At 71.4% G+C, this 11113-nt stretch carries 12 protein-coding genes; 5 read left to right on the top strand and 7 right to left on the bottom strand.

The genetic code is table 11. The features are described from left to right. Together VKG64_06250 and VKG64_06245 are read right to left on the bottom strand one after the other, a co-directional pair. The coding region (locus VKG64_06250; protein ID HKB24641.1) for a hypothetical protein at positions 1-222 on the bottom strand (222 nt) is incomplete at its 3' end. Positions 223-278: 56 nt separating this feature from the next. After that, complete coding sequence (locus VKG64_06245; protein ID HKB24640.1) at positions 279-1217, bottom strand: cyclase family protein; 939 nt, start codon at positions 1215-1217, stop codon at positions 279-281. A 59-nt stretch (positions 1218-1276) separates the two neighbouring features. On the opposite strand from VKG64_06245, the gene VKG64_06240 reads away from it, so the two are divergent. Next, positions 1277-2845, top strand: a complete 1569-nt coding sequence (locus VKG64_06240; protein HKB24639.1) for a long-chain-fatty-acid--CoA ligase — start codon at positions 1277-1279, stop codon at positions 2843-2845. Positions 2846-2906: 61 nt separating this feature from the next. Here the strand turns inward: VKG64_06240 and VKG64_06235 are convergent, their stop codons facing one another. Next, positions 2907-3506 (bottom strand): Uma2 family endonuclease, encoded by a 600-nt coding sequence (locus tag VKG64_06235; GenBank protein ID HKB24638.1) that lies wholly within the window; start codon positions 3504-3506, stop codon positions 2907-2909. Between the two features lie 85 nt (positions 3507-3591). On the opposite strand from VKG64_06235, the gene VKG64_06230 reads away from it, so the two are divergent. Beyond that, on the top strand, positions 3592-4374 hold the full coding sequence (locus VKG64_06230; GenBank protein HKB24637.1) for a glucose 1-dehydrogenase: 783 nt from the start codon (positions 3592-3594) through the stop codon (positions 4372-4374). A gap of 6 nt (positions 4375-4380) precedes the next feature. After that, positions 4381-5415 carry a 5-methyltetrahydropteroyltriglutamate--homocysteine methyltransferase gene (locus tag VKG64_06225; protein ID HKB24636.1) on the top strand — a complete coding sequence of 345 codons (1035 nt, stop codon included), beginning with the start codon at positions 4381-4383 and terminating at the stop codon, positions 5413-5415. Between the two features lie 15 nt (positions 5416-5430). On the opposite strand, the gene VKG64_06220 is transcribed toward VKG64_06225, so the two are convergent. Next, on the bottom strand, positions 5431-6228 hold the full coding sequence (locus VKG64_06220) for an enoyl-CoA hydratase-related protein (GenBank protein HKB24635.1): 798 nt from the start codon (positions 6226-6228) through the stop codon (positions 5431-5433). A gap of 47 nt (positions 6229-6275) precedes the next feature. On the opposite strand from VKG64_06220, the gene VKG64_06215 reads away from it, so the two are divergent. Both VKG64_06215 and VKG64_06210 read left to right on the top strand, forming a co-directional pair. Continuing rightward, on the top strand, positions 6276-7331 hold the full coding sequence (locus VKG64_06215) for a tartrate dehydrogenase (GenBank protein ID HKB24634.1): 1056 nt from the start codon (positions 6276-6278) through the stop codon (positions 7329-7331). A gap of 5 nt (positions 7332-7336) precedes the next feature. Continuing rightward, on the top strand, positions 7337-8065 hold the full coding sequence (locus VKG64_06210; GenBank protein ID HKB24633.1) for a PIG-L deacetylase family protein: 729 nt from the start codon (positions 7337-7339) through the stop codon (positions 8063-8065). On the opposite strand, the gene VKG64_06205 is transcribed toward VKG64_06210, so the two are convergent. From VKG64_06205 to VKG64_06195, 3 genes are all read right to left on the bottom strand, one after another. Continuing rightward, the gene (locus VKG64_06205) at positions 8062-9426 is read right to left on the bottom strand and encodes a Mur ligase domain-containing protein (GenBank protein HKB24632.1); all 1365 of its coding nucleotides are present in this window, start codon (positions 9424-9426) and stop codon (positions 8062-8064) included. The genes VKG64_06210 and VKG64_06205 overlap by 4 nt on opposite strands. Before the next feature lie 62 nt (positions 9427-9488). Further along, positions 9489-10265 (bottom strand): hypothetical protein, encoded by a 777-nt coding sequence (locus VKG64_06200; GenBank protein HKB24631.1) that lies wholly within the window; start codon positions 10263-10265, stop codon positions 9489-9491. After that, positions 10262-11113: hypothetical protein (locus tag VKG64_06195; protein HKB24630.1), on the bottom strand; the 852-nt coding region annotated here is incomplete at its 5' end. The genes VKG64_06200 and VKG64_06195, both read right to left, overlap by 4 nt.

Here is an 11113-nt window from a genome sequence, read left to right as displayed (position 1 = left end):
GGTCCTGAGCTCGCGGTCCACGCCGTCGATCCGGGCGTCGAGCCGCCGGATCTCGGCGATCAGCTCGCCCTTCATGTAACCCATCTCGGCCCGCAACGAGTCAACCTTCTCGTCGACCCGCTGGATACCCGAGCGCATCGCCTGGATCTCGCCGCGGATCTCGTGGAGCGCTGGCGCCACGAGGTCCTGCATCGCGGACTTGATCTGGTCGTAGATTCCCACGCGCCTCATTCCATCAGCCCGCCCTCGCGACGTCAATGTCACGCTTAAGATACACCTCAGAAGACGGCGAGGGGATTCGCGGGCGAGCCCGTCCCGCCGGTGACGGGCAGGGGCGAGACCACCAGCATGAACTCGTCGCGCCCTTCCTCGACGCACGCGCGCGCCAGCGGCTCGAGCAGCGCGTTGTCCACGAGCCCCACGCCGTAGGCGAAGAGCGCCGCGTGGACGGCCCACGGGATGTCGTAGCCGATCGGCAGATGGTCGAGCATGTCCCAGACCAGCACGCTCACGTCGTGGTCGCGCAGGAACGGCAGGCACGAGACGTGGAGCCCCGGGCGTTCGGGTTGGCCGCCGCCCACGGTGAAGGGCCGGCTGTACGGCCGCTCGGGGTCCTGCGCCTGCCAGGCCTCGCGCCCGCAGTAGACGGCGACCGCGTCGCCGGGCTCCAGGCGGACGCCGCGCTTCGCGAGGATGTCGTCGAGCTCCCAGCCGTGGACCGGCGCGTCGTGCGTCACGCACGGCACGCCGCGGTGGCGGGGGACGTCGAGCATCACGCCGCGGGTGATGATGCCCTCGCGCCAGTGCTCGATCGAGCCGAAGCGGGCGCCGTCGAACGTGATCTCCTTGCGCGGGTCGCGCCCGTTCCACATCGCCTCGTCGTCCCAGGTGTGGCAGAGCGCGTCGATGTGGGTCGAGGCGACGCCGTGGTAGTAGATGCCGTAGTAGTCGGCGGCGAACCCGCCCTTGCCGCGCGGGTGCGTTTTCATGAAGTGGTGCGCCGGCAGCGCGTTGTTCGGCCCCGGCTCCTTGGGGAACGGCCGGCTCAGCGACACGCTGCGCCCGCTCCGGACGAGCCGGGCCGCCGCCGCGCGCTTGGCCGGCGTGACGAGGTTGAGCGCGCCCACTTGGTCGTCCTTGCCCCAGCGCCCCCAGTTCCGGCGCTCGCGGATGTAGCCGAGGACTTCTTTTTCCGATGGCAGCGGCTGCTTGGGCATCCTCGCCTCCCGGTGGTTGTTCGGTGACGACGGGCTATCGTATCAGCTATGATCGCGCCATGACCTGGTCACTCGCCGATACGATCCGCGAGCACGGGCGGGAGCGCGGTGCGCTGCCGATGATCACGTTCGGAGCGCGCACGATCACCTGGGCGGAGATGGACGCGCGCTCGAGCCGGGTGGCGCAGGGCCTGCTCGCCGCGGGGCTTGCCGAGCAGGACCGCGTCGCCTTCGTGGACAAGAACGGGCCCGAGTACTTCGAGGTCCTCTTCGGCGGCGGAAAGGCGAACGTGGTCGACGTGGCCGTCAACTGGCGGCTCCAGCCCGCCGAGATGGCCTACATCGTCAACGACGCCGAGGCGAAGCTCCTCTTCGTCGGGCCCGACTTCCTCGGCCACCTGGACGAGATGGAGCCGGTGCTCAAGACCGTGCAGAAGGTCATCGTGATCGGCGCCGAGCCCCGGCGCGAGACGCACGAGCGCTACGAGGCGTGGCTCGCGCGTCACGAGGCGCGCGACCCGGGGCGCGTCTCGGCGCTGGGCGACGTGGCGATGCAGCTCTACACCTCGGGCACGACGGGATTGCCGAAGGGCGCGATGCTCACCAACGGAAACCTCGGCACGCTCCTGCCGCACGTCGGCCCCTTGTGGCACGTGGACGCGACCTCGGTGAACCTCGTCTGCATGCCGCTCTTCCACATCGGCGGGTCGGGCTGGGCGCTGGTCGGCATGGTACGCGGCTGCCACTCGATCCTCGTGCGCGAGTTCGTGCCGCAAGAGATCCTCGCGACGCTCGAGCGCCACGGCGTGACGAACGCCCTCTTCGTCCCCGCGATGCTCCAGTTCCTCACCGCGGTGCCGGGCGCGGCCGAGCGCGACTACTCGGTGCTGCGCGCGATCGTCTACGGCGCCTCGCCGATCACGAACGAGGTGCTCGTGCGCTCGATGAAGACGTTCCGCTGTCCTTTCACGCAGGTGTACGGGCTCACGGAGACCACGGGCGCGATCACGCAGCTCCCAGCCGCCGACCACGCGACGGAGGGACCGAAGGCGCGTCTCCTGCGCTCGGCGGGCAAGCCCTTTCCGTGGGTCGAGCTGCGCGTGGTGGATCCGGCGACCGAGCGCGACTGCCCCGCGGGAGAGGTGGGGGAGCTCTGGACGCGCTCGGTCCAGAACTTCAAGGGTTATTGGAACAAGACCGAGGAGACGGCGCGGACGCTCGGCGCCGACGGCTGGCTCAGGACGGGCGATGCGGGCTTCCTCGACTCCGAGGGCTACCTCTTCCTCACCGACCGCGTGAAGGACATGATCATCAGCGGCGGCGAGAACATCTACCCGGCCGAGATCGAGAACGCGCTCTCCGACCATCCCGCCATCGCCGACGTGGCTGTGATCGGCGTGCCCGACGCGCGCTGGGGCGAGACGGTGAAGGCGATCGTCGTGCCGAAGCCCGGCATGGCGCCGCGCCCCGACGAGATCATCGCCTTCGCGCGCGCGCGCCTCGCCCACTTCAAGTGCCCGACGTCGGTGGACTTCGCCGCGACGCTCCCGCGCAATCCGTCGGGCAAGCTCTTGAAGCGCGAGCTGCGCGAGCCCTACTGGAAGGGGCGCGAGCGCCGCATCAACTGACGGCGGTCACGCCCGACACGCGGCGGGAGGGGCGGAGCGCACGTCGCGCGAGCGGCGCACCCTACGCCGGCGGGAGCAGGTCGGCCACCGCGATCTCCTTGGCGGGTGCGGCGAGCGGGGTGAGGGAGGCGGCGCGCGCGAGGTACTGGGCGTGCCGGTACTCCCAGCCGAAGCGCGCCCCCGGGTTCTCACCGGGCCGGCGATAGACCTCGAGCACGGCGGCCGTGAGGTTCAAGATCCAGTAGTCCGCGATCCCCGCGCGCGCGTAGAGGCTGCCCTTGTCGCCGTGGTCGAGGGCGAGCGATGTCTCGGCGATCTCGACGACGAGCACGGGCGTGGAGGCAGGTCCGGACGCGTACTCCCACGGCCCGCCCGGAACCACGACCACGTCCGGCTCGGGCTCGGAGGCGTCGTCCAGGGCGACGGGAAGGTGCGGCCGAACGTGGAAGCCGGCGCCGAAGGCCCGCGCCAGCACGTCACACAGAGCGGCGAGCGCCGCGCCGTGACGGCTGCCCTGGGGCTCGCGCACGACGAGCAGGCCGTCGAGCAGCTCGAGGTGCTCGTCCGCGTGGAACACGCCCTGGTCGACGAGCCGCTCGTACTCGACGCGCGTCCAGCGTCGGGTCCTGAGCGGCGGATCGCCGAGCGTCATCGGGCCCATGATACTCGCGCGCCCGGCCGCCGAGCAACGAACAAAGGAGATCCGCGTACGATGCTACCCTACCGCCCCGGGAGGGACCGACGGCATGCGGCTCGCGGGCAAGCGCGCGCTGATCACGGGCGGCGGGACGGGCATCGGGCGCGCGACCGCCGAGCTGTTCGCGCGCGAGGGCGCGGCGGTCATGGTCTCCGACCGGCGGCGGGCCGAGCTGGAGGAGACGGTCCGGCGCGCGAGCCGGGCCGGCGGGCGCGCGGGTTTGGTGCAGGGCGACGTGGGCTCGGCCGCCGACGCCGAGCGCATGGTCGCCGAGGCCGTGACGACGCTCGGCGGCATCGACGTCCTCGTCAACAGCGCCGGGATCATCGTGCGCAACGCGTCGGTCACCACCGTCTCGCTCGAGGACTGGGAGCGAATGCTCCGGATCGACCTCACGGGCGTGTTCCTCGTCTCGCGCTTCGCGCTCGTCGAGATGGTGAAGGCCGGCCGCGGCGGATCCATCGTGCACGTGTCGTCCGTCGCCGGGATCGTCGGTGACCCGAAGCTCGCGCCGTACAACGCGACCAAGGGCGGGGTGAATCTCCTCACCAAGAACATGGCGCTCGACTACGCGCCGCACGGCATCCGCGTCAACGCGGTGTGTCCGGGCCGCATCTGGACGCCGATGCCGATGAGCCGGCTCAAGCCCGAAGACGATCCCGAGGAGATCCTCGCGCGCTGGGGGAAGAACATCCCGCTGGGCCGGGTGGGCATGCCGGAGGACGTCGTCGCCGCGATCCTGTTCCTGACGGCGGAGGAATCCTCGTGGATCACCGGCACGTGGCTCGTCGTGGACGGCGGCGCCACGTGCTCTCACCCGCCGATCGGCTGATCGCCGATGAGCCCCGGCATCACGACCACCGTCGTCGGCAGCTATCCGCAGCCGGGCTGGCTCGTGGACAGGGCGAAGTTCCAGCAGTCCGTCGTCCCCCGCGTCCGCATGCCGGAGGTGTGGCGCGTGGCCGAGTCCTTCCTCGCCGAGGCGCAGGACGACGCCGTACGCCTCGCGGTGCGCGACATGGAGCGCGCGGGCGTGGACGTCGTCACCGACGGCGAGCAGCGGCGCGAGTCCTATTTCAACCAGTTCGCGAACGCGCTCGAGGGCGTGGACCTCGACCGGCCGGGGACCGCGGTGAGCCGCCTCGGCCGGCCGATCCCGGTGCCGCGGATCGTCGGACCGATTCGCCGCGCGCGGCCCGTGTGCCTCGGCGACGTGCGGTTCCTCCGCTCGGTGACCGACCGGCTCATCAAGGTGACGGTGCCCGGACCGTTCACGCTCGCGCAGCTCGCCGAGGACGAGCACTACCGGGACCCGGCGCGGCTCGCCATGGCCTATGCGGAGGCGGTGAACGCCGAGCTCCGCGACCTCGAGCCCCACGTGGACGCGATCCAGCTCGACGAGCCCTACCTGGAGGCCCAGCCCGAGCGTGCCCGCGCGTACGCGATCCCGGCGATCGATCGCGCCCTCGCCGGGCTCGACAAGCCGACGTGCGTCCATCTCTGCTTCGGTTACGCGTACTCGCACGCGCTCGCGGGGAGCACCAAGGCGAGCGGCTACTCGTTCCTGGCGGAGCTCGACCGGTGCGGCGCGCGGCAGGTGTCCATCGAGGCGGCGCAGCCGCGGCTCGACCCGGCGGCGCTCGACGCGCTCCCCTCCAAGACGATCGTCCTGGGCGTGCTCGACCTCGGCGACCCGACGCCCGAGACGCCCGACGCCGTCGCGCGCCGCCTCGAGGCGGCGCTCCGCCACGTGCCGGCCGGGCGCCTCGTCGCGGCGCCCGACTGCGGGATGAAGTTCCTGGCGCGCGACGTGGCGTTCGCGAAGCTCCGCGCCCTCGTCGCGGGCGCGCGCCTCGTCGCCGGCGGGCGCTAGATCGCCGGCGCGGGCTCAGCGCCCGCGGAACAGCGGCGCGCGCTTCTCGACGAACGCCCGGATGCCCTCGCGCGCGTCCTCCGTCTCGAAGCAGACGTTCTGCGCGAAGGTCTCGAACTCGAGCGCCGCGCGCAGGTCGGCCGCCTCGCTGTGGTAGAGCGCGCGCTTGGCGAGGCGGATCGCGACGGGCGGCCCGGCGGCGAGCTTCTTCGCCAGCTCGTAGGTCGCGCGCATCAGCTCCTCGGGCGGGTAGACGGCGTTCACGAGCCCGAGCCGCAGCGCCTCCTGGGCGTCGATGACGTCGCCGGTGAAGACGAGCTCGCACGCCTTCGCCATGCCGACGAGGCGCGGCAGGAAGTAGGTCCCGCCCCAGTCGGGGTGGAGGCCGCGCTTGACGAACGCCTGGGTGAACTTCGCCGCCGTCGAGGCGAGCCGGATGTCGCAGCCGAGCGCCAGGTTCATGCCGGCGCCGGCGGCGGCGCCGTTCACCGCGGCGATCACGGGCTTCGGCGCGTCGCGGAGCGCCAGGAGCACGCGGTCGCGGAGCGGCGCGACCTTCTCCGCGAGCGGGCGCTCGGCGCGGCCCTCCTTGGCCTCGTTCATGGCCTTCACGTCGCCGCCCGCGCAGAAGGCCTTGCCGGCGCCGGTCAGCACCACCGCGCGCACGTCGCCGTCCTGGCTCGCGCGGAGGACCGCGGCGTGGAGGTCCTCGCGCAGCGTGTCGCCGAGCGCGTTGAGGCGCTCGGGACGGTTCAGCGTCAGCGTGGCGACGGCGTCCTTCACCTCGTAGAGCAGGCACTTGTAATCGCTCATGCGCATTACCACTACATGGAAGTATCCTGCTCGGCAAGGAGGAGTTCATGCGACACAGGATCGCGGTGATTCCCGGCGACGGGATCGGCAAGGAGGTCGTGCCCGAGGGCCGGCGCGTCCTCGACGCGGCCGGCCGCCGGTTCGGCTTCGACGTCGAGTGGACGACGTTCGACTGGAGCTGCGAGCGCTACACGAAGACGGGCCGGATGATGCCGGAGGACGGGCTGGACCAGCTCCGGGGCTTCGAGGCGATCTTCCTCGGCGCCGTCGGATCCCCCGGCGTGCCCGACCACGTCTCGCTGTGGGGGCTCCTGATCCCGATCCGCCGCGGGTTCCACCAGTACGTCAACCTCCGCCCGGTGCGGCTGCTCAAGGGCGCCCGGTCGCCGCTCGCCGGCCGCGGGCCCGCGGACATCGACATGCTGATCGTGCGCGAGAACAACGAGGGCGAGTACTCCGAGATCGGCGGGCGGCTCTACCAGGGCGCGCCGGAGGAGATGGCCGTCCAGCAGGCGATCTTCACGCGGCGGGGCTGTGACCGCGTGATGCGCTACGCCTTCGAGCTGGCGACGAGGCGGCCGCGCCGTCACGTGACCTCGGCGACGAAGTCGAACGGGATCATCCACAGCATGCCGTTCTGGGACGAGCGCTTCGCCGCGATCGCGAAGGAGTACCCGGGCGTCAAGACGGCGCAGTTTCACATCGACATCCTGACCGCCCACTTCGTCCAGCACCCCGACTGGTTCGACGTCGTCGTCGGCTCGAACCTCTTCGGCGACATCCTCTCCGATCTCGGCCCCGCCATCGCGGGCTCGATCGGCCTGGCGCCCGGCGGCAACATCAACCCCGAGAAGGAATACCCGTCCATGTTCGAGCCCGTGCACGGCTCCGCCCCCGACATCGCGGGCAAGGGGATCGCGAACCCGATCGCGCAGATCTGGACGGGCGCGATGATGCTCGAGCACCTGGGTCACGCCGAGGCGGCCCGCGCCGTCGTCGCGGCGATCGAGCGTCTGGTGGAGGAAGGCAAGACGCTGACGCGCGACCTCGGCGGCAAGGCGACGACGACCGAGGTCGGTCAGGCGATCGCCGCGCTGCTCTAATGCCCGTGAGACGCAAGGAGCCGCCCGCGCCCGCGCGCGTGCTGTCGATCCACGCCCATCCGGACGACCAGGAGTTCACGGTCGCGGGGACGCTGGCGAAGTGGGCGCGCGCGGGCAGCCGGATCGTGACGGTCTGCCTCACCAACGGCGAGGCGGGCTCGAACCGCCACACGCCGCCCGACATGACCCGCGAGCGGCTCGCGAAGATCCGGCAGGAGGAGCAGCGGGCGGCCTGCCGCGTGCTGGGGGTCGAGGAGGTCTTGTTCCTCGGCTACGCGGACGGCGTGCTCGAGCCGACGATCGCCCTCCGGCGCGACCTCGCGCGCCTGATCCGCCGCTACCGGCCCGACGCCGTCGTGTGCGGGGATCCGACCGTCCGCTTCTTCGGCGCTCGCTACATGAACCACCCCGATCATCGCGTGGCGTCCGACGTGGCGCTCGACGCCGTCTTTCCGTCGGCGGAGACGCGCTTCATCTTCCCGGAGCTGCTCGACGAGGGTCTCGAGCCCCACCACGTCCGCGCCGTCTGGCTCCACGCCTCGGACCGCGCGGACACGTTCATCGACATCGCCCCCGTGCTGGAGGTCAAGATCCGCGCGCTGCGCGAGCACGCGAGCCAGATGGGCGACTGGAACCCGGCGCCGGTCATCACCGGCTGGGCCCGGCAGCAGGGCGCGCGCCGGCGGCTGCGCGCCGCCGAGGCGTTCCGCCGGATGGTGCTCGAGGACGACTAGGCGGCGACGCTCTCGAACACCGCGCGCGCGAGGCGGGGAAGCGCGGGATCCCGCGCGCCCATGATGAGCACGGTGTCGCCGGGCCGCGCCTCGGCGAGCACCCAGCGCCGCGCGGCCTCGTGGTCGGCGGCGTAGCCGCAGCGGCGGCCTGCCGGGAGGTCGTCCGCGAGCGCGCGGCTCGAGATGTCCTTCGTGACCGTGCCGCCCGCGTAGAAGATCTCGGCGTAGCAGAAGCGATCCTCGGGGCGGAGCAGGCGCGCCAGCAGAGCCGCGAGCTCTCCGCGCAGGAAGCGCGCCGGGCCGAACCCGTGGGGCTGGAAGACCGCGAGCACCCGCGGCGCGCCCGCCTGCGCCGTGGCGATCGCCGCGCGGATCTTCTCGCCGTTGTGCGCGTAGTCGTCCACGACGCGGACGCCGCTCGGCGTCGTGCCGATCACCTCGAACCGGCGCGTGACGCCGGGGAAGCTCGCGAGCAGGATCTCGAGCGCGTGGCGCGCCACGCCGAGCTCGAGGGCGATCAGCGCCGCGGCCGCGGCGTTCTCGAGGTTGTGGAGCCCGGGCTGCGGGACGTCGAGCGCCAGCTCGTCGTCGTCGAGCCTCAGCACGCCGGACGCGCGGTGAGGACCCACGGTGTTGACCGTGAGGCGCGCCTCGGCACCGGCCGCGGCGCCGTAGGTGAGCGTCTTGACCCGGCGCCCGAGCGCCGCCGCCTCGGGACACGCGGCGTTGACGAAGAGCCGGCCGCAGTTCTCGGCGAACGCGGCGAACTGGGGACGGAGGGCCAGGAGCTCCCCGTGGTCCCGGCTCACGTTGTGGACGAGGCCGATCGCCGGCCGGTAGCCGACGAGCGTACCGTCGGACTCGCAGGCCTCGGCGACGACGGGACCCCCGGCGGGGCCGGCGGCGAAGGATCCGCCCGTGCCCTCGCCGACGAGCGTCGCGCCGCAGATCACGGTGGCGGGCACGCCCGCCTGGCCGAGGAGCCACGCGACCATGCCGACGATGGTGCTCTTGCCGCTGGTGCCGGCGACGGCGATGCCGGGCTCGCCGGCGTTGACTACCTCGGCGAGGAGCCGCGGGCGCGGCACGCACTCGAGCCCGAGCGCCTGCGCCGCCCGCATCTCGGGCGTGTCGGCCTCGACGGCGGTGGAGTGGACGAACCGGTCGATCGCGCGCGTGACGGCCGCGCCGTCGTGCGGGACGAGCCGGATGCCGAGCGCCTGGAGGTGCCTGGCGATGTCCGGCGCCCGGCCCTGGTCGAGCGCGCGGTCGGAGCCCTGGACATGGTGGCCGCGCGCCCGCAGGAGACACGCCAGCGGGCTCATGCCGGCGCCGGCCACCCCGGAGAAGTGATAGCGCATCGCGATCAGCCTATCACCGGCCTCGCTTCACCTCTCCAATTGACGCTCGTTTTCTGCCTCTCTCAGAGCGGGCGCGAGCGGACGCGGAAGTCGACGTTGGCCCGCACCCACTTCCACAGCCGCGTCTGGTCGGCCGGCTCGACCCCGGATGTGAGCTGATGGCGCCAGCCCTTCATCACCTCGGATTCGGTCGTCCAGAGCCTGACCCGCTGCCTCGGCACTTCCTTCCGCCAGTACTCTCCCACCTTGGGGCTCGCGAAGATGAGCCGTAGGGTGAGGTTCCTCGACAGGTACTCGAGCGGGCGGAGATCGATTTTCTGGTACATGGCCAGCGAGCCGGCCTTGACGCTCGCGATCGGCACGTCGGGAATGCCATCGGTCACCATCAGCACGGTGATCGGGCTGAGGACGAGGTTGCGTTCCTTGGCGATCCGGGCCACCTGGGCGAAGAACACGTTGAAGTCCGTGAGCGTATCGGTGGACGGGAACCAGCGCTTGAGGTCAGCCTCGATCTGCGCGATGTCCTTGCCCGCGAAGTCGAGGATCGGGTGGAAGGCCTTGGGCTCGCTCGCCGACTTGCCTCCGATGGCCGCGACGAACAGCTCGCGCGGCTGGCTGAGCCCGCCGAGGCCGTTGAGGTGGCCATAGAGGTAGTAGGCGAGGAAGCTCATCGCATTGGGATAGTCCCCCGCCTGGACGAAGGACCCACTCGTGTCCACGCCGACGAAGAGCGTCTCTCGTCCCACGCGGTCCGTCGTGGGCTGCTGCGCCATGGCCGTCGTCGCGAGCAGGGCGCCCGCGGCGAGCGCGACGGTGAGCGAGCGGACGCGGCGGCTCACAGGTTGCCCTGCCGTCGCGGCTGGAGGTGCATGCCGGCCAGGAGAACCTCCCGCGCTTCCGTCACCTCCTTGAGGCTCTTGAAGGGCAGGCTGAAGACCGGCCGGCCCGTCACGAGGACCATCGCGAAGTTCAGCGCGGCGGCGACCAGGTGCAGCACGGGCAGACCGAGGTACTCGAGGAGCTGGTCACTCTTCTCGTGGAGCCAGACGATCTCGCGCTTGAAATCCGCGAGCGGCGCCTGCCACCAGGCGGCCTCGGGCTCCGCCATCAAGGGTTGCCCTTCGGGGACCGTCATCGGCTGGCGCGAGATGAAGGCGAGCAGTGGCGCCGTCCCGTACTGGCCGAACAGGAACCACGTCATGCCGCGAATGCCGATCCAGCCGAACGTGGCCACGCCCATCGTGAACCAGATCCCGGGGTGGAACTTGTCCCCCGTCTGCTGGACGATCCAGGGGGTGATGGCGTCGACCAGCTCCCGGTAGAGGAACATGACCTCGAAGAACATGACGAAGATCTCTACCAGGACGATCTGGACCATGAACTTGAACTCGCGCTTCCGGACGGCGTCGACGAGCGCCTGGACGCAGGCGAAGCTGCCCATGATCAGCAGGAGCAAGAAGAACCAGAGGACCGTCCCGGTCGCTCGCGGCACCTGGTCGGTGCCGGCGAGGTCGGCCAGCACCTGCGACAGGGTCGGCATCAGCGTGTACGTGAAGATCGTCGCTTCCAGCGCGCACCAGAACACCAGCATCACGAAGGCGATCCATGGCACGCCGGGCCGGAAGTACCGGTCCGTCATCCGGCCCGTCACCGACAGCGGCAGGAGCACGAGCTGGCGGGCCGCCTC

The organism is Candidatus Methylomirabilota bacterium, from assembly GCA_035260325.1.
GTDB lineage: Bacteria > Methylomirabilota > Methylomirabilia > Rokubacteriales > CSP1-6 > AR19.
The sequence above is the reverse complement of the archived record's forward strand: the minus strand, read 5'-3'. Positions and strand labels throughout refer to the sequence as shown.